Genomic DNA, 25,155 nt, shown 5'->3' with positions numbered 1-25,155 from the left:
TTGCGGAAGTTATCCACAAAATATCAGAAGGCTGTCCCCGACTCCGGTGCGTTATAGGCTGCACATCCTAATAGATTGGCCGCCTGCTGTTTGTAAAGAATCTCTGGGCCGCGCAGGTGCTTGACGAGATACCCCGTGAGTCCTTAGCAAATTCAAGGGTCATTGCATCAAAGGCGCAACGCTGTGATAATCCCCGGTTTCCCTGAATGTGTTCAGGGTGATATGAGCCGGGCGCCTTTTTTGTGCGCGCGCGCCCAGTTGCTTTAGGCGCTGTGGCGGGTGCTTTGTTCCGTTTGTTGCCTTCTGGTCCGATGACATGCACGGCATGTGAAAAAATATCGGGCTTGGCGGTGACAGTGTGCGGCGCAAAACCGGAATGGTCGGGCGCAGACATGGCGCCTTGCCGACGCAAATACTGAACCTTCTCAAGGAACCAACATGAAACGTACTTACCAACCTTCCAAGATCCGCCGCGCCCGTACCCACGGTTTCCTGGTCCGCATGAAGACCAAGGGTGGCCGTGCCGTGATCAACGCACGTCGCGCCAAGGGCCGCAAGCGTCTGGCCGTCTAAGGCCGGCGTTGGCTAGCGGTCTGCTCATTCGCTGCGCTGAAGGCCTCTGAACGGAGGCTCTCCTATGCAAAGGCTGAAAACGCGTCCGCAATTCCAGGCCACCATGTCCGCGGGCACGATTGCCCGTACCCCGCACTTCGCCCTGCATCGCATGGAGCTGGTGGCCGAGGTTCCCGACATGGTTGCCAACCCCAGGACAGGGCCCGGATCGAACGATCCGCAGGCCCTGTTTGGCATTGGTGCCGTGCGCAAGCAGGCCTGGCTGGGTGCCATGGTGCCCAAGCGCTGGGCACGCCGCTCGGTCACGCGCCACACCATCAAGCGCCAGATCTACGCGGTGTCCTCGGATTACGAGGATGCCCTGCTGTGTGCTTCCTATGTGGTGCGCCTGCGCTCGGGGTTTGACCGTAAGCAATTCGTCAGTGCAACTTCGGATCAGCTCAAGGCTGCGGTCCGCAAGGAACTGCAACAGCTTTTTGCGACCGGGGCGCGCCGCCTGACGCAGGCCCGTCAGACCGCCGAGGCGGAGGTGGATTTGAAGAAAAATTCACCCCAAGCCATTGATCGCAAAGCGCAAGAAGCTACTGATTCAATAGCTAATCAGCCGGAGAACCAGCCATGATGCAGCGACTGCTCATGGCTGTAGTGCGTGGCTACAGGCTGCTGCTCAGTCCCTGGCTGGGCTCGGCCTGTCGCTTCGAGCCGACCTGCTCGGCCTATTCCCTTCAAGCGCTGGAGCAACACGGCGCTGCGGTAGGCTCTTATCTGACGGTGCGCCGGCTGGCGCGTTGTCATCCGTGGTGTGACGGAGGGCATGATCCCGTGCCACAGCAAAAGCCCAGGCTGTTTTCCTTTCTGGACGATGCCTCGGACTCTTCCGCGACCACCCAACCTTCCTCACCTAAGAAGTCTTCATGAACGATATTCGCCGCACCATACTGTGGGTGATATTTGGCTTTTCCATGGTTTTGCTCTGGGACAAGTGGCAAATCCATAACGGCAAAAAGCCCACCTTCTTCCCATCGCCGCAGACGGTCAGCGCGCCTGCTGCGGCCGATGTCAAGCCTGCTGACGTCAGCGTGCCCCAGCCCGCCGCTGCCGCCTCTGCCGGCGACGTGCCCGGTGCTGCCAATACTGCGGCTCAGCCCGCAGCAGCCGTGACGCCCCGTCAGGACGTGATCGTGGGCAGCGATGTGATGCGCCTGACCTTCGACAGCGAAGGCGGCACACTCAAGCATTCAGAGCTGCTCAAGTACTCCGACACCGTGGATGACAAAAAGCTCATGCAGGTGTTCGAGGAAAACGCCAAGCGTGTGTATCTGGGTCAGACCGGCCTGATCGGCGGCAACTTCCCCACGCACAAGACTCCCATGACCGTGATGCCCGGCGAGCGCGAGCTCAAGGACGGTCAGGACAGCGTGCAAGTGCGCTTCGAGTCCGCCGACCAGGGTGGCGTGAAGCTGGTCAAGACATTCACGCTCAAGCGCGGCTCCTATGCCGTCGATGTGCAGCACGATGTGGTCAACACTGGCTCGACCGCCGTGAACCCCCAGCTGTACATGCAGCTGGTGCGCGACGGCAACAAGCCCGAGCATGAGTCCACGTTCTACTCCACCTTCACCGGTCCGGCCGTCTATACCGACGCTAAGAAGTACCACAAGGTCGAGTTCAAGGACATCGAAAGCGGCAAGGCCGAGGTCGACAAGGCCTCTCCCAATGGCTTTGTGGCCATGGTGCAGCATTACTTCGCCAGCGCCTGGCTGCTGGCCGACGGCATCCAGCGCGACAACTTCGTGCGCAAGGTGGGCGACAACCTCTATGCAGTGGGCATGATCACGCCCGTGGGCACGGTGGAGCCCGGCCAGACCAAGACCGTGAGCTCGCGCCTGTTCTCCGGTCCTCAGATCGAGCCCATGCTGGAAAAGCTCTCGCCCGGTCTGGAACTGGTCAAGGACTATGGCTGGCTGACGATTCTGGCCAAGCCGCTGTACTGGCTGCTGTCCGAGCTGCACAAGTTCATCGGCAACTGGGGCTGGTCCATCGTGGCCCTGGTGGTGCTGCTGAAGATTGCCTTCTACTGGCTCAACGCCAAGGCTTACTCCTCGATGGCCAAGATGAAGGCCATCAACCCCCGCATTCAGGAAATGCGCGAGCGTCTGAAGGACAAGCCCCAGCAGATGCAGCAGGAGATGATGCGCATCTACCGCGAGGAGAAGGTCAACCCCATGGGCGGCTGCCTGCCCATCGTCATTCAGATCCCTGTCTTCATGGCTCTGTACTGGGTGCTGCAGTCCAGCGTGGAAATTCGCAACGCGCCCTGGATTGGCTGGATTCATGACCTTTCGGTGCCGGATCCCTTCTTCATCCTGCCGCTGCTGATGACTCTGTCCTCGCTGCTGCAGACCGCCCTGAACCCCGCTCCTCCTGACCCCATGCAGGCCAAGATGATGTGGATCATGCCGCTGATGTTCAGCGTGATGTTCTTCTTCTTCCCCTCGGGTCTGGTGCTGTACTGGCTGACGAACAACATTCTGTCGATCGCTCAGCAGTGGATCATCAACAAGCGCATGGGTGTGCCGCCTCAGTTCAACCTGCCGAAGTTCGGCAAGGCTGCCGAAGGCAAGTAAGCACGGCGCCAGCGCCAACAAAAACGCCACCTGAAAAGGTGGCGTTTTTTTATGGGACGAATAAGGGCAGATTTCGTTGGTTGCCAACGATGTTGATGCGCCGTCTGATCAAAGATCTATGCAGGCCAATACAGTCGCTTTAGTGGAATGAGGCGTTTGGTCTCGGCATCGGTGGCATCGTAGTGCTCGATTAATGCACGGACTACATGCTCTAGTGTCCACATCGCCAATGGGATGGAGGCACGATCTGCTTCGTACAGTGCATCCTTGGTAAAGCCGCCTGTGCTTACATACAAACCCCGGTCATCCTTGTGTCGGCCACCGAGGAAGCTGCGGATATCCTGGCTACCCATCTGCTCCTTGCGGTGTTTGACCTCAACGACGATGCGAGGGTGTTCAAAGCCAAAACCATCGGGCGATGCAACAATGTCTTTGCCCCGGTCTGCTCCGTCTGGCGACACCTGTGTCTTGTAGCCCATGGCTCGCAGGATGCCTGCGACGACCTCTTGCATCTCTTTCCAGCTCAGATTGACGATGAGGTCCTTGATCTGCTCTCGCGCACGTTCCTCAATGCCACTCAGTGGGTCAATTGTTTCTTCTTCTACTTCGTATGCCTGTATTGGGGCTGGCTTGCCCTTTAGTGCGGCTTGTATTTCGTTTGCTGCGCTGGACGGGACTTCAAACAGAGTCAGGGTTGAGCCCAGGCTGTTTTTTGTACTGGCGCTAAGACTGTCGCGTGCGAGTTCTTGCATTTGCCACTGAACCTTGCGCACCAAAGACAAGCCCTGCTCGGCCGATTCTGGGCGGTGCTCGGATGGCCCCATAACTTTGCCGATCGAGTAGAGGCGGTTGGCTGGTGAGTAAGTAATGATCCAGTCGCCGTCTTGGATTTCATTGACGAAACGCCAGACCTGTGAAGCGCCCGATATCACGCTGCCTTGCTTGGACTGCGGCTCCATGGATTGAAAGAGTGCAATTAACTGCTTTCGGTCAACTCCAGGCTTGGCATGTGGCGCCAACTGACTCCAGCCGACGGCGACCACGCCTTGCTCTCGGAAAGCATCGTACAGACTGCCGCCTTCGCCTCGTACCATCCACATCCGTGCCATAAAAGTCCTTTTTGAGTGGGTGTCGGTCCACTATTTCTGCTGACGGAACACCAGAGTTATTTGCCGATGCAGAAGCAAAAGAAAGCCATCTACCCGTTTGAATCTAAAGCGTTTTTCAAATTTCGCTTTTGGCGCTTGGACATAAACTTGGACATGCATTCATGTCCTAGCGCTTCATGGATGGCTGTGGATAACAGTGGAGAGCCCCGAGCCTTTCGGCAAGCGCCGTCTGTGGATATCTCTAGCTGTCTTCGGCCAACCGTTGCCGGCGACGAGTCAATCCCCGACTCGCGTGGGTGCCGGACGCGCTCGATTCTAGCCCCGAAAGGCACCTTTTTCACACCGGCTTTCCTCAATCAATAGGAGTGGGCGAAGTCCGATTTGTTCGACGACACACATTCCGCCTTCGGATGACATGCGCTCCATCTGGCTGGTTCGCCAGGACCCTATGGAGTCTGACCATGTTCGACCAAACCACCCCCTCCTTCACCGAGGCGACAGCCGCAGTCGGTACGCCTCCATCGAACAACGTAAGCGTGCCCCTCGCCTTGCTGCTCGATGAGCGGCTTACGCCGCTGGAGCGCAACGCGTGGATGGTCTTTCGCGCACGTGTGGGTGAAGACGGCACAAGCGCACTCCCCAACTATGAACAAATGCGCCCGTTCCTCGCTTGCAAGGCGAACAACCAGAAAGCAGCCTATGAAACGGCTGCCCGCACCGTTTGCGTACTGCGCATGACGCGCTGGGTGCATCTGGTTGGCCACCGTCGCGACCCGCTCACCGGCCAGGTGCATAACACCCTCTATGCAGTTCACGACACGCCGCAAACGTGCCAGGCGGTGTGCGCATCGGATGCCGAATACATCGGGTTGCTGGAACGTTCGGTCGCCCATCCGAATCACGTTGTGCGCGCGGTTGCCATCGGTGTTCTCCAGGATCTGGCGACCGATGTGGACCTACCTGCCCCCCTTCGCCAACGGATTGCCTTGGCGTGCGCTCGGTCCGGCGTGGGGAACGACGATGATGCTGGCGGCCAACCGCCGCCGCTGAAAAATGAAAGTTCCCTTTCATCCGTTCATGGCGAGTCGGTTTCGACCACATCGAATGCTGCTTCGTCAGTACGTACGTATAAAGAATCTTTAAAAGAAGTACGTACGTACCGCGCGGACGCGGGTGAAAGCGGCCAGAGGGTCACTGTGCCCCCATTGCAGTTGCCGGCGTGTCTGGCCGGGATGGCGCCGGACCAGCATCGGGATGTGCAGGCCGCCCTGCGGCGCCTGCCGGGTGAGCACCGGCAACCGGTTCTGGACGAGCTGGAGGCCAGGGCGCAGGCAGGCACGGTACGCAATGTCGTGGCTTACCTGTTCGGCTTGGTGCGCCGCGTGCTTGCCGGGGAGTTCCGCCTGTGGGCGGCGAAGCAGCCCGCCAAGGTAGCGCCGGCCATCCACCCGGTCAGCCCGGCAGCCCAGGCAGCAACCATCAAGCCGGCTTCGCCCGAGTACACCCCGGCTGCGCCTGAAGTAGCGCGGGCTCATCTCGCTTTGGCGCGTAGCATGTTGCGCATGCCGGTGAGGGCCGGAGACCTGGCGGCCGAACTCCTGCAGGAGGGCCACAGGCAGGCCCTTCCTGTCTAGCTTCGCGGCCTGCGGCCTTGACCAAGAGGCGCGGCCTCTTGGAACTCCGTTCTCGCCGAAGGGCAAGGGTGCAGGGGTAAAAGCCCCCTGCACCCCGGCGGGAGGCTGGGGGCGCTGCGTGCGCGTCAACGGTGCGCTACGCCGGGTGCTCGCCCGTTCAGTGCTCGCCTGCGGCTGCGCTCCGCTGCGGCCTGCGCGCCCGCCATTGACCCCCACTACGCTCGCCCCAGGCAAGCCGCCGTACATTTCGAGCTGCCTGCTTTGGGTGGGCAATGGAGCGCCATTGCGCGCCCAAAGCAGGCAGCCGACAAGCCCCGTAGGGGCGCGTCAGCCGGCGATGAGGAACTTGGGCCAGCGCCTGCATTGGACTTGCCGCAGCGGCTGTTCGCCTTTTGCACGGCACCCCAGCGATGTGATGGGGCCGTCACTGCGCTCCGCAGTGACGGCCCCCTGACACCCGCGCGAAATATGGGCTTGAGCAGGTTCCTGTTGTTTGCGGCAGGCGTGACGATGCCCCTCTAGACTGGCCCTGCACTACGCCAAGACCGATGGGCTTTGTACATCGGCATCCCCAAAGGCGCGGGTTCCTGCAAGCGCCTCCCGTTCTGGGCGGAACCTTCCCCGGCGTGCTCCGGCTCTCCCCGCACGCGGCCCCTACCCATGGGGCGAGCCTTCTTCTTTCTTGCGCGTATGCGCCCGTGTTCATTCCCTTCGCGCCTACGGCGCGCTGCTCCCATGGCCCCATCAAGCGCAATGCTTGTGACCGGCCCCACCTCGTCCCACTCACCTTCAAAGGAGATTTCATCACCACGATTGGCATGGTTTGTCCCGCAGTACCCCCGCTCTAGCTTCCCCCAGGAAGCACGGCGGACGCCTCATCGGAGGCACCCAGGTGTTCTGAGCACCTTGCCCTTGTCCTTCGGGAGCCTCGCCCATGGCGAGCCGGCAATTTCACTTACCGATTGCACCTCAGAAAACAGGACCAAGGCCCAATGGATGACCTGACCTACCACCTGCGGCAACTGTGCCGGCGTAACCGCGATGGCAGTCATGCCACGCAAGCTGACCGCCTGCGCGGGCTGACGCTGGTAGCCCGTCAGTTGAACGAAGCCGGCTATCGGCGGATGACGGCGACCTCGCTCAAGGGCAAGCACGTGGACGCCCTGGTCGAGCGCTGGCAGGCCGAGGGGTTATCCACAGGCACCTTGAAAAACCGCATGGCGCATCTGCGCTGGTGGGCCGAGAAGGTCGGCAAGGCGGGCATCCTCCCCGTCGACAACGCGCGGCTTGGCATTCCGGAGCGGCAACACGTGACCAACCTCGACAAGTCCAGGGAACTCGGGGATGCCCTGGACCAGGTGCGCGATGCCCATGTGCGCATGAGCCTGCAATTGCAGCAGGCGTTTGGCCTACGGCGGGAGGAGTCCATCAAGTTCCAGCCCAGCTATGCCGACCGGGGCGACCATATTGCGCTCAAGGGCAGTTGGACCAAGGGCGGACGCGAGCGCAGCGTGCCCATCACCACGGATGAACAGCGACATATCCTGGACCAAGCACACCAGTTGGCCGGCGCGGGCTCCCTCATCCCGGCACACAAGAGCTATATCCAGCAGCGCCATGTCTACGATGGCCAGTGCAAGGCGGCAGGGCTGAGTCATATGCACGGTCTGCGGCATCGCTATGCGCAGCAACGATATGAGGCCCAGACGGGCTGGAAGGCACCCGCGGCCGGTGGACCGGCAGCGCGGGATCTGACACCCGCGCAGCGCAACACTGATGCCCAGGCCCGGCAGACCATCAGCCGCGAGCTGGGGCACGAGCGGGCGCAGATTACGGCGGTGTATCTGGGGCGCTAGGGGGGAGCGTTGGAACAAACAGTGGAGCAGTGTTTTGCAGCTGCTGCGAAGGCACCCGAGACAGAAAGCTACGCGTTCAGCAGTAAGATCAAGCAGGATCGAAGCGACACAATGGAAACCTTGCTGACTGCTCAATCATGACCTTTTAGCATCCGCTAGTTAGCTCTGCCCTGCGTGCTGTCCTTCTTGATTAAATCGCTCAAATCTAGCGGGCTCGGATTAATATCAGCATCAACAGCTCGCTTAAGAAGCCCCTTGATGTGTCGAATCGAATATGCTCGCATCACGAGGATTGGTGAAAATTCAAGCCCTTCTGTTGAGCAGTGCCCAGTAATAACAGGTGTGTTGAAGTTAACATTCTTCGGGTCGTCTAGTGGCAGGGTCCACTTTCCACCGTATGTGCACCTTACAGCTTCGCCAAGATAGCGTGCAAATGTAATTATGAGCCGCGAGACCATATCCTTGCTCTGGCCTTCTGACATCAGGTCAAAGAGCGACTCAAGCATTGGAAAACACATGGTGTTGCGCGTCAGGTGGATGCCGCGCCTCTCCGCTTCTGCTTCCAGCCATTCGAGTTGGTCATCCATGATGAAGATGAATTCATCGAAATCATCTTCAGCCTTTCTTTTATCGAAATTCATTTTGCTGCCTTCTGTATCAAGGGATTTGTGGAGCGAGCTTGTGATCAATCCCAGCATTTTTCAACGCGTCTAGATATGGTTTTGAAGCACCTTTCTCAAGGATGTGCTCTACTTTCCAACCGCGTTTTACCAACTCGGCATCCTTTGCGATTGCCAGCGCGTTCTCCTTGGTCAAACTCACGGGTCCAGTCTTTAGCTGGCCTGCATACATCTCGTCCTTCTTAAGAATGTCAATCTGACGATTCGTTAGGGGAGTCTTTAAAGTCCCGTCAGTCGCGCCCATTGCTTCACGATATGCCGCTTCACGCGCAGCTCCATGTTGATAGTTGCGCATGTTGGTGTCGTATTGCTTGCTCCAAGAATCGTAGTCTTTCTGGCCACCCCGTTCTTGATACTTTTGCCAACGGTCTGCTTTGTGTTCGGGGGTACCTGGCTTTAGTTTCCTCTGTAGAACCTTGCCACCGTCTTCCGCAGCTTCTTTCGTTGCCTTTTCCCTTGCAGCCTTTTCAGCAGCTTCCTTCGCTGCCCGATCCGCGGCCTCTTTGGCGGCCTTTTCCGAAGCCTCGGTGGCAGCTTTTGCGCCTCGGCGGGCGGCCTTGCCCGCAGTACCCAGCCAGCCCGCGAATGGAACGGCCGAGACCACGGACAAGGCAGCGCCCGCATAGTCCCCGCGGGCCAAGCTGATGCCCGCATTGGCGAGGTCGGCGATTTCGCCCACCACAGGTATCAGACCCACGACATCCAGGCCCAACTGGAGGCCGTCCAGTAACTTATCGCCTGTGTCTTCTTCTGCGGGCGTTTCGCTCTCTACCTCGGCATTGGAACCGTCGGCAGATTTACCGGTGGCGGGTGCCTCGCCATTCACGCGGCCCTGCGTGTTGCCGTTCGGTGTGGTGCTGCCTCCGCCTCTGCCCTTTCCCGGTGGCGGATAGAGTTCGGCATAGGTGGGAATGTCCTCCAGGTCCGCCAGTTCCTTGCGGAACGCTTCCTGGCGCAGAGCCTCGTACTGCGCTTCGTTCAAGTCCAGGGCCTTGCCCCACTCGTCCTTGCCGACGGCGAAGTCGACCATGACGTTGCCGGTGCCGTCGGCCTGCACGAACATCCTGTCCGGGCCACCGGGCACCTTGCGTAGCTGCACTTCGCGGGATTGGACGACAATCGTGTCGAGTTGAATGGGTTCATCGCTCATGGCATCAACTCCCATTCATCCAGAACAGGTCGCCATGGCGGACCAGGTGACGCCCCTCGGCGCGCACGGTGTTGCTGTGTTCCAGCGGGTGGCACTTGCCTTCCACGGTGCCGCTCTTGATGCCCTTGGCCCTGCCGGCGGCGTCACCGATGGTCGTGGGCGTATAGCTGCGCTTGTAGACGACCACCGGGTGGCCGTTGACGCGCACGCTGGGAACCACGCCTGTACTGGTCTTGAGCTCGGCCGTGACCGGATAGGGCACGGGCGGGATGCTGCTGCCCATGGGGGTCTTGCAGACGTCGGGCGCGATGCTGATGACGGTCCACTTGCCCTGCTTGCGGGCCATTACGTTGTCGGCCATGTCAGGCGTGCTCCCCGTTGTGGCGCGGAGCGCGCTGGATGATGGGTGCGTCTGGGTCGGTCTCGAAGCGCGCTTCGAGCACGCGGATGTCGAGGGAGCCCGGCAAGCTGATGCGGTGAGTCATCGACAGGGTCATGGCGTCGGTGTCGATGAGCAGGGTGTCGGTGAGCATGGGCAGCGGTAGCATCACGCCGTTGGTCATGCGCATGAGCACGAAGGGACGATGGCCGGGCAGTTGGATGTCGCAGCGGCCGTCAGCACTGAGCAGCGGGTCGACCAGGTTGAACAGGGTGATGTGGGCGTCCGGCGTGGGGTATGCGACCTGCTGGTCGGGCGGAGCGCCGTTCCAGTAGGTGAAGTCGAAGTCCTCGGGCAGTCCTGGCCAGTGGTTGTCCTCCCAGTCCCGGTCGTAAGTGCCGGCCAGGGCCAGGCGCGGTGCCCAGGCGCGGCCGACGATGCCAAAACCGGCGGGCGTGTAGCCGTATTCGGCGGCGACTTCAGCCATGGCCGGGGCATCGAGCGGGCCTGCAGGATGACGCGGGCGCAGCAGGCGCTCGATGGGCTCGTCCAGCGCTTCTATCTGCGGCGCCGGCAGGCGTACGAGCATGTCGCCGGTCTGCTGGTAGTGCAGTTTCTCGTGGCGATGCTCCAGCCAGCCGCAGCCCAGCGGGTTGCTGAAGCAGACCTCATTGAGCAGGTACTCGGGCGCTTCGGGGTCGCCCTCGTGCCGCGGATTGGCAATCTGGCTGGCGCCGCCGAAGGCCTGCTCCCAGCGCAGGGGCACCCGCGTGGCGGGTTCGGGGTCGGTCAGGTGCCAGCCGACCAGTCCGTGGCGGAATTCGCGTGGGCCGGTGAAGCGCAGGGTCTTGTCCAGCAGCAAGAGAGGCATGCGTTGTTCGCCGGTGCGTCGGCGCGCTTCCTGGACCGCGGCCTGGTACTCGCGTAGTTCATCGGAGGTGAGGCGCACGCCGGGCGGCCGTTGGGGCGGCGGTGGGTCAGGAAATTCCTGCCTGGGTCGGGTGGAGGTGATGCGCAAGCCGGCTTCCCAGCTGCGCGCGGGCCGTCCCGCAGGCGCGTGCGCGTGGCCGACGACGATGACGTCGCAGTACGGTTTGAAGGGTGCCAAATCGCTTTCTTCGAGCACGGCGCTGATGCCGGGCTCGCCGTAGTAGGTATCGGCCATGCACAGTGGCAGCGGGTTGTCGTCGATGACGACGGCGCGGCACTGGCCAGGCTGGTCTTCCATCGGCTCGAGGCGATAGCCGACCTTCATGGCGATGACGGGATGCTCCTGACCGTCCGGAGCCAGCGCGCTGAAGCACAACGCGCCGAAGGGCGTGAGGTTGCGAAATTGCATGGCGGGCGCTCCCTGCGCAATCTTCGTCGGATGTCCACCGCCGTACGTAGCCAAGTTCCAACTGGCTATGAACCGCAGTGGACTAACATGGACTTCCGACGAAATCCTGCCTGCCTATTTGCGAGAGCTATATAAGAAAGTTCTGAATTACGGTCTCAAAACAACCATATTTGCCGAGGGCACGAGCAAATCAATGGTGTCGGCCCACACTTGCAACATGGCTTTACGCTGTTCTGAGTATTCCGCTCGGTTGTAGACGCCACGCACCCCGCCGATAGTGTGGTTGAGCGCCTTCTCCACCACATCCGATGCCCAACCCTTTTCATGAAGCAAGGTAGAGGCTGTTCGGCGCAAGTCATGGATGGTGAATGCCGGAATGCCCTGTCCCTGGAGCGAAACTTTCAGCGCTGTGTTGAGGGCGTTATGGGCGAATGGCTTGGTCAGTGAACCGCGTCCCGGCAAAACCCATTCACTAGTGCCGGCGAGTACAAAGAGTTCGCGGAACAGCATCACCGCTTGTTTCGACAAATAGACGATATGCGGCTTGCCTGTCTTCGAGTTCTCTTGGGGGATATGCCACTCGGCTTCTTCAAGGTGTACGTCCTTCTTCTTGGCCAGCAACAATTCCGACTTGCGGACCAGTGTCATCAAGATGAGATACATGCTGATTTTGAACTGGCGGCGGATGTTCGACTGCTGCACGGCTTGGAGGAACTGCTTGATTTCGTCGGCCGTCAAAGCCCGTTCCCGAGCGACAGCCTTATAGACATGACGCATTGGCAGTGCATTGACCGGATTGGATGAGATCAAGCCGCATGTCACGGCGTAATCGAGCATCCGCTTGAGCAGGCCGCGCACCTGGCCGGCGGCCGCGTCAAAGCCTTGCTCCTTCTTCTTCCAGATGACTGACCGCACATCCTCGGCGGTGAGGTCACGCACCGCCTTGCTGCCTAAGTGCGGGAGGATGTCCTTGTCCAGGTAGCGGCGCGGCATGGTGGTGTCCTTGCGGTCGCGCTGCTGAATTTCTTTGAAAAAGCGCTCGGCAAATTGCTTGAGAGTCGTGTCTTCTGGTCCTGCCACCTTGGCGCGTTGCTTTTTCTGGGCGGGAGACTCGCCGACAGCCGCCATCTGCGACGCGCCATCACGCATGAGCCTGGCGTTTTTGAGAGTGAGCGCCGGGTACTTACCCAGGGTCAGCTTTTCGTACTTGCCGTTCAGCCGGTAGCGGTAGCGCCAGACCATCCCTCCCGTTGGAAACACTTCCAGGTACAGGCCGCGGTCGTCGCTGACGGTGTAGGTCTTGTCCCTGGGCTTGAGTGCCTTCAGGGCGGTGTCGGTGAGTGCCATCTGTTTCCTCCGTATGTCCAAGTAGAGGATGGCTCCCGCCAAAATCTCTACTTGGACATAAACTTGGACATAAAATCAGATGGCTTTCAGTGTGCTTCAGCAGAGTTCAATGGGCAAGAAACCTAGTATTCATGCGGGTTTCAAGGGATTCAGTGGACCTTGATGGAGCCCGGTGGAAGTCAGGTTATTTGCCGATGCAGAAGCTGGAGAAGATCACCCCCAGAAGGTCGTCGGAGCTGAATTCACCGGTAATAGAGTTCAGCGACAGCTGGGCCAGGCGCAACTCCTCGGCCAGCAGGTCCAGATGGGCGGATTGAGCAGCCAGTTGCTCGTCGGCCATCTCCAGATGGGCATCCACGGCCTGCAGGGCTTCCACATGGCGGGCGCGGGCCAGGTACAGGCCTTCGGGGGCGGATTGCCAGCCCGCCACTTCCAGCAGGCGCTTGCGCAGCGCATCCAGGCCATCGCCGGTACGGGCAGACAAGGCGATCTGCTCGGCATTGAGCTGGGCGGTGTGGCGGGACTGCACGTCGGCAGTCGCCATATCGGTCTTGTTCCAGACATGGATGACCGGTACCTGCGCGGGCAGCTTGTCCTGCAGGGTGCGGGCGATATCGGCATCGGCTGCCGCATAGTCAGCCTGTTCCACGCGGGTCAGGTCGTGCAGGAAGAGCACGGCATCGGCCGCTGCAATCTCGTCCCAGGCACGCGCAATGCCGATGCGCTCCACTTCGTCATCGCTGTCACGCAGGCCTGCGGTGTCGATCACATGCAGGGGCACGCCCTCGATCTGAATCGTCTGCTGTACTTTGTCGCGCGTGGTTCCGGCAATGGGGGTGACAATGGCCAGCTCGGCCCCTGCCAGCGCGTTGAGCAGCGAGCTTTTGCCCGCATTGGGCTGGCCGGCAATCACCACCTTGATGCCTTCGCGCAGCAGCGCGCCCTGGTGGGCGCGTGCCAGCACGGCAGTGACTTGGTGGCGCAGGCGCTCCAGCTGGCCAAAGGCATCGGCCTTCTGCAGAAAGTCGATTTCCTCCTCGGGGAAGTCCAGTGTGGCCTCCACCAGCATGCGCAGATGCACCAGGGCATCGCGCAGCACATGGATTTCCTGCGAGAACGCGCCGGACAGCGAACGGCTGGCACTGCGCGCGGCGGCTTCGGTGCTGGCATCGATGAGGTCGGCAATCGCCTCGGCCTGGGCCAGGTCGATCTTGTCGTTGAGAAAAGCACGCTCGGTGAACTCGCCGGGCTGGGCCAGGCGCAGCCCAGTCAGCACCGGCTTGCCGTCTTCATTGGCGCTCTGTGCTGCTTCCAGACAGCGTGCCAGCAATAGCTGCAGCACCACGGGGCCGCCATGGGCCTGCAGCTCCAGCACATCTTCGCCCGTGTAGCTGTGCGGGCCGGGAAAGTAGATGGCCAGGCCATGGTCTATGGGCGAGCCGCCCGCGTCCCTGAAGGGCAGATAAGTCGCTTCGCGCGGTTTCAGCTCCTTGCCGCAAAGCGTCCGTACCAGCGCAGCAATGCCTTTGCCGGAGACCCGAACAATGCCCACGGCACCACGCCCCGGAGCGGTGGCAATGGCGGCAATCGGGTCGTTGTGGCGGGGAAGCATGGGCGGACTTTCGGTCGAGAAGAGAAACCGCGAATCATAGCCCTGCGGGTCAAGACCTAGGAAATCAGTGGTGAGCGCTGCTTGGGCGGCTATTTAACAAAAGAAGTATTTCATACAATCGTCACAAATCTGTCACGAAAAATGAATATATCTTCCTTTGCAATGAGACTGGGCTCTCTACTCGCCTGGATATTGCTTTTTTCACCTCCGTTTCTCATTCGCTCATATGGAAAAGAAGTGGGCTACACGCTGTTGGCTGCGCTGTTCTTCTATCCTTTGGCGCTGTCCCGAAAGTCTCTGGCGATCTGTATTCCACTTCTGATTTTTATCGGCGCTGCGAATATTTTTCATGCCCAGTTTTTGGGAAACATGATCGATGAGTTTTCCCTTGCCACGCTGCTGCGCACCGAGGCTCACGAGGCAGCCGAGTTCCTGAACTCTATCAATCGCCAGATGGTTCTTGTCGTGCTGTGCTGGCTGGTGGCAAGTTTCGGATGTGGCTACTTTCTCTTTAAAAACTGCAAGGCTGGAGCAGCTCCATTTCAGAAATGGGAGAAAAGAATACTACTGGGCATAGGATTGCTCTGGACCAGCTTTCTTGCCTTTGGCATGACTCAGCAGTTCTCCGTCAATGACTATGTGCATAAACTGCGTCATATCTACCCCATGCATATGGCCAAGGCTGCAGTGCGTTATGGCGATCTGGAAAAAGAGGTTTTCTATCAGCCGACACTGCCTGCCAGGCCAAGTGCATCTCAGGCGAACACCTTGGTGGTGATTATTGGTGAGAGTGCCAGCAGCCATCGCTGGTCACTATTGGGCTATCAGGAAGACGATACCAATCAGTCACTGAGGCAGGTTTCCGGTTTGCGTACCTACAAGGTCATGGCTCATGGCTTCAATACCGCGAAGGCGCTGCCCTATATTTTGACGGGGCAGTCTGCTTTCGACAGCCAGAAAAATGCCTCGCCTTCGTTCCTGGATTTGGCTCGGCATGCTGGCTATAAGACCTTTGTCTTTTCGAACTCCAGATTCAATGACAAGAGCGAGGATATGTACTCGCAGATATTGCGTCGCTCTGCGGATGTCTATGCCAAGGTGGGCAATGGGGCACATGACGAAGTGATGACGACTTGGCTGGAGAAGTCGCTGGCGGATGAAGCGTCACATAAGCTAGTGGTTCTTCATACCTATGGCAGTCATCCCGATATCTCCCAGCGCTACCCTCGTTCCCGCTATGAGGGCGCAGATGCATACGATAACTCGATTCGCTATACCTCGGACCTGCTGGCCGACTGGATTCGCATGGTCGATGAAGCGTCTGACGCGCCCAGCGCGCTGCTTTACGTGTCTGATCATGGCCTTGGAGTTCCTCCTTGTGTGGACAGCCCTCGCCAGGGCAATGATCAGTCAGTGCTGGAGGTGCCATTGGCATATTGGGCGAACGAGGCAATGAGGGGTCTGCAAGGGAGTGAAGAGGTGGCGATCTCTGAAAGTCCTATGGCACACAGCACGACTCTGGCGCCCGAGATATTGATTGCAGCTCAGGGATACGACGTCAGCACGGCGATGCCGCATTTGCAGGACAGCCGGAAGCTGCATTTCGATGGCGTGCCTTATGCCGAGCTCTATCGCGACGATGCCTGCACGCCCTGAGGTGCAAAATCTCCATGTGTTATGCATTGTTCGCATAATGTTATGATTTTGTTTGCATTGTTATTGAACAGTCATGGCTGTTTGACCTTAAACGCCGAGCTGCACCCCCTCTTTTTTTGATAGCACTCGGCCTACAATCCAAAATCCGATTTCATCGTCCGCAGGAGCGCAGGGGCCGGGCTGTGTGCCCATAGAGAGTCCTTACTGCGGATGACTTACTTTGCGAGCTGGAGACCGCTGATGTCCGACACCAAGCCCATTACCTCGATTGATAAACGTGCGTTGCTGCGTCAGGCGGCACTGGAGTATCACGAGTTCCCCAAGCCCGGCAAGGTGGCCATCACGGCAACCAAGCCCATGGCCAATCAGCATGATCTGGCCCTGGCCTACTCGCCCGGCGTGGCTGCGCCCTGCGAGGAAATCGTCAAGGACCCCGCTGCGGCTTTCAAATACACCAGCCGCGGCAATCTGGTGGGCGTGATCTCCAACGGCACGGCAGTGCTGGGCCTGGGCGACATCGGTGCGCTGGCCTCCAAGCCCGTGATGGAGGGCAAGGGCGTACTGTTCAAGAAGTTCGCCGGCGTCGATGTGTTCGATATCGAGATCGACGAGAAGGATCCGCAAAAGCTGGTCGACGTGATTGCTGCGCTGGAGCCCACCTTCGGCGCCATCAACCTCGAAGACATCAAGGCGCCCGAGTGCTTCTTCGTGGAGCGCGAGCTGCGCAAGCGCATGAACATTCCCGTCTTCCACGACGACCAGCACGGCACGGCCATCACCGTGGCAGCGGCCATGGTCAACGCGCTCAAGGTCGCGGGCAAGAAGATCGAAGAGGTCAAGCTGGTGGCTTCGGGCGCCGGCGCCGCGGCTCTGGCCTGCCTGAACCTGCTGCTGGAAGTGGGCCTGAAGCGTGAGAACGTGTTCGTGACCGACATCGCCGGCGTGGTCTACGAGGGCCGTACCGAGCTGATGGATCCGGACAAGGCGCTGTTTGCCCAGAAGACCGAGCTGCGCACGCTGGGTGAGGTGATTGAGGGCGCCGACGCCTTCCTGGGCCTGTCCGCCGGCAACGTGCTCAAGCAGGACATGGTCAAGAAGATGGCGGCCAGGCCCATCATCTTCGCGCTGGCCAACCCCAACCCGGAAATCATTCCTGAAGATGTGAAGGCGGTGCGCGACGACGCCATCATCGCCACGGGCCGCACGGACTACCCCAACCAGGTCAACAACGTCCTGTGCTTCCCCTACATCTTCCGTGGTGCGCTGGACTGCGGTGCGACCACCATCACCACCTCGATGGAGATCGCCTGCGTGCATGCGATTGCCGCGCTGGCCCAGGCCGAGCAGTCCGAAGAAGTGGCAGCGGCCTATGTGGGCGAGGTGCTGAGCTTCGGCCCCGAGTACCTGATTCCCAAGCCCTTCGATCCGCGCCTGATGCTGATCGTGGCGCCCGCCGTGGCCCAGGCTGCGGCCGAAGCCGGTGTGGCCAAGCGCCCCATCCAGGACATGGATGCCTATCGCGAGCACCTGAAGACCTTTGTCTACGCCTCCGGCACCATGATGAAGCCCATCGTGCATGCCGCCAAGAAGGCCACCAAGAAGCGCGTGGCCTATGCTGAGGGCGAGGAAGAGCGCATCCTGCGCGCGGCCCAGATCGTGGTGGACGAACGCATTGCCCGCCCGACACTGATCGGCCGTCCCGCCATCATTGCCCAGCGCATCGAGAAGTTCGGCCTGCGCATGAAGGAAGGCGCCGACTACGACGTGGTCAACGTCGAACATGACGAGCGCTACCGCGACTTCTGGCAGAGCTATCACCGCATGACGGAGCGCAAGGGCATCACCGCGCCCATCGCCAAGATCGAAATGCGCCGCCGCCTGACGCTGATCGGCTCCATGCTGCTGCACAAGGGCGAGGTTGACGGCCTGATCTGCGGCACCTGGAACAACACCAATGTGCACCTGAACTATATCGATCAGGTCATCGGCAAGCGCAGCGGCGTGGCCACCTATGCCTGCATGAACGGCCTGCTGCTGCCCGAGCGCCAGGTGTTCCTGGTCGACACCCACGTCAACTACGACCCCACGGCCGAGCAACTGGCCGAGATCACCATCATGGCCGCCGAGGAAATGATGCGCTTCGGCATCAAGCCCAAGGCTGCGCTGCTGAGCCACTCCAACTTCGGCTCCAGCAACCAGCCCAGCGCCGTCAAGATGCGCCAGACCCTGGAGCTGCTGCGCGAGCAGGCGCCCTGGCTGGAAGTGGATGGCGAAATGCACGGCGATGTGGCCCTGGACGGCAAGGCCCGCGCCAAGCTCATGCCCAACAGCACGCTGCTGGGTGATGCCAACCTGCTGGTGTCGCCCAACATCGACGCCGCCAACATCAGCTACAACCTGCTCAAGCAGGCTGCCGGCGGCGGCATTGCGGTGGGCCCGGTGCTTCTGGGTGCGGCCAAGCCCGTGCATGTGCTGACGCCCAGCACCACGGTACGCCGTATCGTGAACATGACGGCGCTGACCGTGGCCGACGCCAACGTCAGCCGTTAATTACGCGGTAAAAACAAAAGCCCGCCGTGCATGGAGCACGGCGGGCTTTTCTGTGCCTGCGGCGGGGCTTACCAGGTGCGGCTGACGCCTGTGTCCACCGTGCCAAAGATTTCCACGCTGTTGGAGCCGCTGGAGCTGGAGGAGGCCGGCATGGTGCCGGAGCAGGCCGTCAGCGCCAGCGTGGCGGCTGCTGCGGCCAGGGTGAGCCATTTGCGCATCTGCATTTCCTTGTCCGCATCCACTGCGGCTTATGGCCCATGGTAGCGGGCCGAAGATACCCTGCCGTAACAGCTTGTTATGCCTGAAATTGGTATGAAACCAATTCAGGATAAGCATTGGCAGCTATCAAATTTGATCAGGTCTCCAGATACAGCTCGGCCAGCCGCTCGCGTGCAGCACCGTCTATACCCAGAACCAGGGTCAGATAGCGGTCCACGCTGCCATGCTGGGCGCGCACCACATCGACCGAGGCCATCAGGTAGGACGGCTGTACGCGCCACAGCGCGTCCAGAGCCTCTTCGGACAGCTGGCCGTACATCTGGGCGGGGCGTCTGAAGTACTGATTGGTCAGCAGATAGTCTTCCATGATCTGCTCCTCGTCCACACCCAGCGCCGTCAGCAGCAGGGCTGCGGCCCAGCCCGTGCGGTCCTTGCCGGCCGTGCAGTGAAAGACCAGCGGCGCATCGCTGAGCTGCAGCAGCGCGAGGAACTGTGCAAAGCGATTGCCGTACACGTTCACAAAGCTGCGATAGGTGTCATGCATTAGCTCCTCGGTATCGCGGCTGCTGAGGTTGCGGCCCTGCTCCATCATGGACTGGGCGCGCTGCACTACCGTGGGCTCGACGACCAGGGCATGGCGTTCGATCCTGGGCCAGTCATAGGAGAGATGCGCGCTTTCGCCTTCTCCGCGAAAGTCCGCGCTGCGGTGGATGCCCAGCTTTTGCAGCTGTTCCAGGTCCTGCTGCGTCAGATGCGCCAGATGGGCGGAGCGGTACAGCTTGCCCCATTGCAGGCGGCGGCCGTCCAGGCCCCGATATCCGCCCAGATCACGGAAATTGGAGGCTCCCGAGAGGGAGACTTGGCGCGCCGGGCGCTCCGTCAGCAGGTCGTGGTTCAGTTGCATATCACTGCTTATAGCGGATTGCAAAGACCCATCCATGTCATCCGTGTTACCCAGGCGCGGCACATGCATCGTCGGCCTCGACGAAACGCGTCGCCTGCCCAGGACATGCGGCGCCGAACCTGTCCGAAGCGGTCTTGCGACAGTGCCTTCGTGCTCAATGGCTGGTCGTGCTGCCGCGCAGCATGTGCTTGAGCAGCTTGCCGGTCGCGGTGCGTGGCAGTGCGTCACGGACTTCAAAGATGCGCGGAATCTTGTAGCGAGCCAGCCTGCTCTCCATGAACTGGCGCAGATCCTCATGGTCCGGCGTCTTGCCGGGCTTGAGGGTCAGCACTGCCACCACGGTCTCGCCCCATTCGGAATGAGGGCGGCCGATGACGGCCACGTCCTGCACATCGGGGTGGGTCGAGAGCACGTCTTCCACTTCCTTGGAGTAGACGTTCTCGCCGCCTGTGACGATCATGTCCTTGAGTCTGTCCACGATGTAGAGATAGCCGTCCTCGTCCACGCGCGCCAGGTCGCCGCTGCGATACCAGCCCTGGTCGTCCAGCACGGCGGCCGTGGCCTCGCGGTTGTCCAGATAGCCTTGCATCATGGCCGCAGAGCGCAGGCAGATCTCACCCACTTCGCCGGGGCCGCACAGGCTGCCGTCCTGGAGGCGCACCTCCAGTTCAACGCCGGGTATGGCGCAGCGGCCGATGGAGCCTGCCTTGGCCACGGCTTCTTCGGGGTAGAGCACGGTGCCCAGCGGGCCTGATTCGGTCATGCCATAGACCTGCATGAAGCGGTCGCTGCGATAGACCTGAGCCAGCTTGCGTGCCATGTCCGCGCCCAGAGGGCCACCGCCGTAGGCCCACAATCGCATGGCGCTGAAGTCGTAGCTGGCCACATCGGGCACCACGGCCAGCGGAGCCAGAAAGGCAATCGGTGCGCCGAAGGTGAAGCTGATGCGCTCCTGCGCCAGCGTCTCCAGAAACTCCCTGGGCGCATATTCGCGCATCAGCACGGCGGTGCCGCCCATGAGCAAGGTGCCCAGGAACCAGTTGTTCAGTGGAGACGAGTGCCAGATGGGCATGGCGATCAGCGTGCGCTCCGTGGGCGACAGCGAGGTGGCCGCCGCTGCACACAGGGCGGCATGGAAGACATTGGCATGGCTGTGCAGGCAGCCCTTGGGCTGGCCCGTGGTGCCGGAGGTGTAGAGAATCTCGGCCAGAGCGTGTGGCGCAGGTCGGCCATGTTCGTCGCCGCAGGGCGCAGCCTGCGCCAGCAGCTCATCGAAGCAGTCCAGGCCTTCGGTGGCAGAAGCTGTGCTCAGCCACTGTATGTCGGCCAGTGGCTGTGGTTCGGCCTGGATGGCGGTGATCAGCGAAGCGCGCGCACCATCCACAAGGCATAGGCGGGCACCCGAGTGGCGCAGTATGTAGCTGACTTCCGGGGCTTGCAGCTTGTGGTTGATGGGCACGACGACCGCGCCCAGCCGCCAGGCGCCAAGCAGCGCAAACACAAAGCCCGGGGTGTTGAAGCACAGCAGGCCTAGCTTGTCGCCCTGGCGCACGCCTTGCTCATAAAGCACGGTGGCGGCTCGGCGGCCGGCCTGCGCCAGCGCGGCATAGCTCCAGTCCTGGCCGTCGGCGCGCAGCGCCAGTTTTTCGGGGCGCGTGCGTGCCTGCTGGTCGAGCAGGGAAATGAAATTCATCATTGCTGGCGTCCTCCTCAGCCTGTCCAGGCATTGCGCAGCAGGGCGGCCGGGTCGCTGCTGCCGCAGGCAACACCTGCCACCGGCCCCCAGTCCGGGTCGAAGCGGCTGCCGATGAAGGCCGAGGCACTGTCGCTGCCCGCATGCTGCAGCATCAGCGTGGCCTGCACCGTGAGGGCCAGGCGCTGGGTGAAGCGGCGCGCTTCGCGCTCCAGATCCTGAGGCTGCAGCATGATGGCCTCGCGCAGCTTGTCCACCTGTGCGCGCAGCACGGCTTCCTCCGAACCGACTTCACGCAGATGGTCCAGCAGCAGATGGGCGTCGTCCGGGTTGCGGGCAATGGCGCGCAGCACATCCAGACACATGACGTTGCCCGACCCCTCCCAGATGGAGTTGACGGGGGCCTCGCGGAACAAGCGCCCCATGGGGCCGGTCTCCACATAGCCGTTGCCGCCGAAGACTTCCATGGCTTCGCCCGTGTAGCCCACGGCACGCTTGCAGTTCCAGAACTTGGCGGCAGGCGTGACGATGCGGCGCCAGGCCTGATCCAGGGCGTCTTCGGAGCCAAAGCGTGCTGCGAGATCCATGGCCAGCCAGGTGGCAGCTTCGGATTCCAATGCCATATCGGCCAGCAGGCCGGTCATCACCGGCTGCTCGGCCAGCGGCAGGCCGAAGGCATGGCGGTTGCGCGTGTAGTGCAGGGCCTGGACCAGGGCCTGGCGCATGAAGCCGGCACTGGACAGCGCACAGTCAAGGCGGGTGTAGGTGGCCATTTCGATGATGGTGGAAATGCCCCGGCCTTCCTGGCCTATGAGCACGCCCCAGGCGTTGTCGAACTCCACTTCGCTGCTGCTGTTGGAGCGGTTGCCCACCTTGTCCTTGAGGCGCTGGATATGAATGGCGTTCTTGCTGCCGTCGGGCCGCCAGCGTGGCACGAAAAAGCAGGTGGGGCTGCGCTCCTCGGTCTTGGCCAGCACCAGATGCCCGTCGCACATGGGGGCCGAGAAGAACCACTTGTGGCCGGTGATCAGGTATTCCTCGCCCCAGGGGCCGCTGCTGCCCGATGGATTCAGGGCCACGGCACGCGTGGTGTTGCTGCGCACATCGCTGCCGCCCTGGCGCTCCGTCATGCCCATGCCCACGGTGATGGAACGCTTGCCCTCGGCGGGAATGTCGCGCGCGTCGTAATCGGTGGACTCCAGCAGCGGCCCCAGCACCGCATTGAGTTGCGGGTTGATGCGCACCAGCGGAATGCTGGCCTTGGTCATGGTCGTCGGGCAGGTCGAGCCGGACTCGATCTGGCTGTGCATGAACAGCGATGCGCCATAGGCCGCCCAGGCCGTCTGCCGCTTGTCGGTGAAGGGCAGGTTGGAGATGCCGTTGCGCCGTGCAATCGTCATCATCTGGTGCCATGCGGGGTGAAAGCGCACCTGGTCGATACGGTCGCCTGCGGGCGAATGCGTGTGCAACTCGGGCTCGAAGTGGTTGGCTTCTTCTGCGGCGCGCAGCGTGGCTTCGGCGCCGTATTCTGCGCCCTGGCGTTGCAGCTCCGGGTCGCGCCACTGTGCGCCGCCGCGTGTCACGGCACGCTGCAGCACCGGGTCGCTGGTGTAGACGTTGTAGTCCTTGAGCTCCGGAGCCTGGTTATGGGGATGAATGCTGGTCATGATGTCTCCTTCTTGCTATGTGGCCCTGCCCGCAGCAGGGCGCAGGGCTTTGTGATTTCTATGTCATGCGCAACTGGCGGGCGGAGGCCGCGAGGGCAGGTTCAGGATGGCCGTTTCATCTTGCAGCTGGTGTCCAGGCTGGCCGCCTGTGCGGAAACCGTGCTCACGGGCTTCCATCCCAGGCCCGTTCCTTCCTGGTCATGCACCACGGTCTTGCCGTCCACTTGTTCCCAGCTCAGCACATGGATGGGTTGCTGGGCCTGGTGATCGCTCTTGCGCATTTCCACGGGGCCGTTGACGCCTTCGAAGCGCATGCCCGACATCCTGGCCGCCACGGCGCCAGGTTCCACGGACTTCGCCTCGCGAATGGCCTGGGCCAGCATCAGCATGGCGTTGTGGCCCAGGCCGTTGATGAAGTCCTCGTTGAACTGGCGCTTGAAGCCCGGCAGCAGCGGGCTGCTCATCAGCGGCTCAGAGTTGGGGCTGAAGGCCGAGATCAGCTTGACCCGGCCCTGACCTGCCGCCCCCATGGCGCTGGGCACGCCGAAGTTGTTGCCGTTGAGGGTGTAGAAGTCCGTGCTCAAGCCAGCTTCGCGTGCGGCCCGCACGATCAGCGCCAGATCGGCACCGAAGTCCGCGGTGATGACGGCATCGGCCCCGGATTGCTTGATCTTGGCGATATAGGGGGAGTAATCCTTGACCTGGCCCAGCGGGTGGAAGTCATCGCCCACGATCTTCAGGTCGGGGCGCTTGGCCGCCAGCATGCTGCGTGCGGCGCGCGAGACTTCCTGGCCGTAGGCATAGTTGGGGTTGAGCAGAAAGACCTGCTTCACCTGCTTTTGCCCGGCCAGATAGGAGGTCAGCGCGGCCACCTTCATGTCCGAATTCGCATCGGTGCGAAAGTGCCAGTAGCTGCACCTGGCATTGGTCATCTGCGGCGCCTGGGCCGCATAGTTGAGGTAGATGATTTCCTTGCCGGGGTTGCGGCTGTTGTGCTTTTCGATGGCTTCCTGCAGTGCCAGGCCCACGGCCGAGGAGCTGGCACCCTGCACCACATAACGGATGTTCTGTCCGATGATGGAGTTGAGCTGGCTCAGCGCCTCCTGGGCGGAGAGGCGGTTGTCGAAGGGAACGACCTCGAACTTCACGGCACCGGCCCAGCTTTGCTCGTTGGCAAGCTTGGCGCTGTACTGGAAGCTCTTGAGCACATTCAGGCCCAGCCCCGCCATGGGGCCGCTCATGGCATCCAGCGAGGCAATCTTCACCACCGTGGCCGGCTGCGCATGAACGAGTGATGCGCAGGCCAGAGCCACTGCCGCCAGGGGAGTGGAAATACGAGGGTGCATGCTTGTCTCCGTCCTCTCATAAGAATTTTTTATTCATCAGGCCGCAATGCACAATGGCATCGAGGTACCTGTCAAAAATTCTAGGAAACCGTGCAAAAAAGGTGTTCGGATTTGGCCAGCATGAAACCACGCACTCCTTCCGCCGCGACAGCAGGGCGTCGCCGCCCTTTGCAGTCCCGCGCGCGGCAGACGTTTCAGGCCCTGCAGGACGCCTTTGTTCGGCTTTTGCTTGAGCGCAGTTACGCGGAAATCACCGTGCGCGAGATCGTCCTGGTGGCTGGCACCGGGTTGGGCAGCTTCTACGAGTACTTCTCGGGCAAGGAAGACCTGGCCAAGGTCTGCCTGCATCTGCGCTCCAAGTCGCTGCTGCTGGGCATTCGCGGCGTGACCGGCAGTCATTCGGGCCAGCCGCTGATGCAGATTGCCGAGGCGGTGATCGAGTCACAGCTGCAGGCGCACCGCGAGCGGGCAGATGAATGGGGTGCCCACTATCTGCTGGAGCGCCACTACTCCACTTCCGAGGCCTACCGCAAGATGTTCGAACGCTTTGTGGATGCCTGGGCCGCAGCCATAGAGCAGGCCGTCGATCTGCCCCCGGACTACCCGGTGCGCGATGCTGCACGGGTGAGCCAGTGCATTCTGTACGGCCTGTTCAACCACAGCTATCTGGCCGCCGATGCACCGCCGGATCTGGACTTGCTGCGCCAGCGCGCCAACACGGCCATATCTGGCTATCTGAACGCCTTGCGCTGCGCTGCCTGAAATGAAAAAGACCGCCAGCGGCAAGCCGTGGCGGTCTCTGTGTGTCAGCTTG

21 protein-coding genes are annotated in these 25,155 nt (G+C 61.3%); 9 read left to right on the top strand and 12 right to left on the bottom strand.

What is annotated here, in order from left to right; translation table 11 throughout:
* The first annotated feature begins 438 nt into the window (after positions 1 to 438).
* From rpmH to yidC, 4 genes are all read left to right on the top strand, one after another.
* Positions 439 to 573: a 50S ribosomal protein L34 gene (gene rpmH, locus FSY45_RS22885; protein ID WP_003060014.1), complete on the top strand. Its 135-nt coding sequence runs from the start codon at positions 439 to 441 to the stop codon at positions 571 to 573.
* Between the two features lie 64 nt (positions 574 to 637).
* Entirely contained in the window at positions 638 to 1,195 is a 558-nt protein-coding gene (locus FSY45_RS22880) for a ribonuclease P protein component (RefSeq protein ID WP_046460382.1), read from the top strand.
* Positions 1,192 to 1,491: a membrane protein insertion efficiency factor YidD gene (gene yidD, locus FSY45_RS22875; RefSeq protein WP_003064792.1), complete on the top strand. Its 300-nt coding sequence runs from the start codon at positions 1,192 to 1,194 to the stop codon at positions 1,489 to 1,491. The genes FSY45_RS22880 and yidD overlap by 4 nt, the downstream gene beginning before the upstream one ends.
* The gene (gene yidC, locus FSY45_RS22870; RefSeq protein ID WP_046460383.1) at positions 1,488 to 3,200 is read left to right on the top strand and encodes a membrane protein insertase YidC; all 1,713 of its coding nucleotides are present in this window, start codon (positions 1,488 to 1,490) and stop codon (positions 3,198 to 3,200) included. The genes yidD and yidC overlap by 4 nt, the downstream gene beginning before the upstream one ends.
* Positions 3,201 to 3,316: 116 nt before the next feature.
* On the opposite strand, the gene FSY45_RS22865 is transcribed toward yidC, so the two are convergent.
* Positions 3,317 to 4,309 (bottom strand): restriction endonuclease, encoded by a 993-nt coding sequence (locus tag FSY45_RS22865; protein WP_034351101.1) that lies wholly within the window; start codon positions 4,307 to 4,309, stop codon positions 3,317 to 3,319.
* 461 nt (positions 4,310 to 4,770) lie between these two features.
* Here FSY45_RS22865 and FSY45_RS22860 point away from each other — a divergent pair, with 461 nt between their 5' ends.
* On the top strand, positions 4,771 to 5,943 hold the full coding sequence (locus tag FSY45_RS22860; RefSeq protein WP_148748389.1) for an STY4528 family pathogenicity island replication protein: 1,173 nt from the start codon (positions 4,771 to 4,773) through the stop codon (positions 5,941 to 5,943).
* Between the two features lie 992 nt (positions 5,944 to 6,935).
* Positions 6,936 to 7,799 (top strand): phage integrase N-terminal domain-containing protein, encoded by an 864-nt coding sequence (locus tag FSY45_RS22855; protein WP_148748388.1) that lies wholly within the window; start codon positions 6,936 to 6,938, stop codon positions 7,797 to 7,799.
* A gap of 155 nt (positions 7,800 to 7,954) precedes the next feature.
* Here FSY45_RS22855 and FSY45_RS22850 read toward each other — a convergent pair whose 3' ends face one another.
* From FSY45_RS22850 to mnmE, 6 genes are all read right to left on the bottom strand, one after another.
* Positions 7,955 to 8,440 (bottom strand): hypothetical protein, encoded by a 486-nt coding sequence (locus FSY45_RS22850; RefSeq protein ID WP_148748387.1) that lies wholly within the window; start codon positions 8,438 to 8,440, stop codon positions 7,955 to 7,957.
* A gap of 16 nt (positions 8,441 to 8,456) precedes the next feature.
* The gene (locus FSY45_RS28370; RefSeq protein WP_205869914.1) at positions 8,457 to 9,629 is read right to left on the bottom strand and encodes a hypothetical protein; all 1,173 of its coding nucleotides are present in this window, start codon (positions 9,627 to 9,629) and stop codon (positions 8,457 to 8,459) included.
* Between the two features lie 4 nt (positions 9,630 to 9,633).
* Positions 9,634 to 9,990, bottom strand: a complete 357-nt coding sequence (locus tag FSY45_RS22835; RefSeq protein WP_148748386.1) for a DUF4150 domain-containing protein — start codon at positions 9,988 to 9,990, stop codon at positions 9,634 to 9,636.
* A gap of 1 nt (position 9,991) precedes the next feature.
* On the bottom strand, positions 9,992 to 11,401 hold the full coding sequence (locus tag FSY45_RS22830) for a DUF2169 domain-containing protein (protein ID WP_222864879.1): 1,410 nt from the start codon (positions 11,399 to 11,401) through the stop codon (positions 9,992 to 9,994).
* A gap of 93 nt (positions 11,402 to 11,494) precedes the next feature.
* Complete coding sequence (locus FSY45_RS22825; RefSeq protein WP_126868457.1) at positions 11,495 to 12,694, bottom strand: tyrosine-type recombinase/integrase; 1,200 nt, start codon at positions 12,692 to 12,694, stop codon at positions 11,495 to 11,497.
* A 184-nt stretch (positions 12,695 to 12,878) separates the two neighbouring features.
* Positions 12,879 to 14,306 (bottom strand): tRNA uridine-5-carboxymethylaminomethyl(34) synthesis GTPase MnmE, encoded by a 1,428-nt coding sequence (gene mnmE / locus FSY45_RS22820; RefSeq protein ID WP_046460384.1) that lies wholly within the window; start codon positions 14,304 to 14,306, stop codon positions 12,879 to 12,881.
* A gap of 141 nt (positions 14,307 to 14,447) precedes the next feature.
* Between mnmE and FSY45_RS22815 the strand changes: the two genes are divergently transcribed.
* Both FSY45_RS22815 and FSY45_RS22810 read left to right on the top strand, forming a co-directional pair.
* Positions 14,448 to 15,962, top strand: coding sequence for a sulfatase-like hydrolase/transferase (locus tag FSY45_RS22815; RefSeq protein WP_223305609.1), 1,515 nt, complete (start codon positions 14,448 to 14,450; stop codon positions 15,960 to 15,962).
* Positions 15,963 to 16,202: 240 nt separating this feature from the next.
* Positions 16,203 to 18,512, top strand: a complete 2,310-nt coding sequence (locus tag FSY45_RS22810) for an NADP-dependent malic enzyme (RefSeq protein ID WP_012840379.1) — start codon at positions 16,203 to 16,205, stop codon at positions 18,510 to 18,512.
* Positions 18,513 to 18,580: 68 nt separating this feature from the next.
* Here the strand turns inward: FSY45_RS22810 and FSY45_RS27910 are convergent, their stop codons facing one another.
* The 5 genes from FSY45_RS27910 to FSY45_RS22790 all read right to left on the bottom strand — a co-directional run bounded on the left by FSY45_RS27910 (position 18,581) and on the right by FSY45_RS22790 (position 24,341).
* Positions 18,581 to 18,730 carry a hypothetical protein gene (locus FSY45_RS27910; RefSeq protein WP_003064780.1) on the bottom strand — a complete coding sequence of 50 codons (150 nt, stop codon included), beginning with the start codon at positions 18,728 to 18,730 and terminating at the stop codon, positions 18,581 to 18,583.
* Between the two features lie 137 nt (positions 18,731 to 18,867).
* Positions 18,868 to 19,635 (bottom strand): tyrosine-protein phosphatase, encoded by a 768-nt coding sequence (locus FSY45_RS22805; RefSeq protein ID WP_003064777.1) that lies wholly within the window; start codon positions 19,633 to 19,635, stop codon positions 18,868 to 18,870.
* Between the two features lie 154 nt (positions 19,636 to 19,789).
* On the bottom strand, positions 19,790 to 21,331 hold the full coding sequence (locus tag FSY45_RS22800; protein WP_080944376.1) for a class I adenylate-forming enzyme family protein: 1,542 nt from the start codon (positions 21,329 to 21,331) through the stop codon (positions 19,790 to 19,792).
* 14 nt (positions 21,332 to 21,345) lie between these two features.
* Positions 21,346 to 22,995 (bottom strand): acyl-CoA dehydrogenase family protein, encoded by a 1,650-nt coding sequence (locus FSY45_RS22795; protein ID WP_046460386.1) that lies wholly within the window; start codon positions 22,993 to 22,995, stop codon positions 21,346 to 21,348.
* 101 nt (positions 22,996 to 23,096) lie between these two features.
* Positions 23,097 to 24,341 (bottom strand): branched-chain amino acid ABC transporter substrate-binding protein, encoded by a 1,245-nt coding sequence (locus FSY45_RS22790; RefSeq protein ID WP_046460387.1) that lies wholly within the window; start codon positions 24,339 to 24,341, stop codon positions 23,097 to 23,099.
* Positions 24,342 to 24,509: 168 nt separating this feature from the next.
* Between FSY45_RS22790 and FSY45_RS22785 the strand changes: the two genes are divergently transcribed.
* Positions 24,510 to 25,103 (top strand): TetR/AcrR family transcriptional regulator, encoded by a 594-nt coding sequence (locus tag FSY45_RS22785; protein ID WP_012840373.1) that lies wholly within the window; start codon positions 24,510 to 24,512, stop codon positions 25,101 to 25,103.
* Positions 25,104 to 25,155: the final 52 nt, after the last annotated feature.

This window comes from Comamonas sp. Z1, from assembly GCF_008121555.1.
GTDB classification, from domain to species: domain Bacteria; phylum Pseudomonadota; class Gammaproteobacteria; order Burkholderiales; family Burkholderiaceae_C; genus Comamonas; species Comamonas thiooxydans.
The sequence above is the reverse complement of the archived record's forward strand: the minus strand, read 5'-3'. Positions and strand labels throughout refer to the sequence as shown.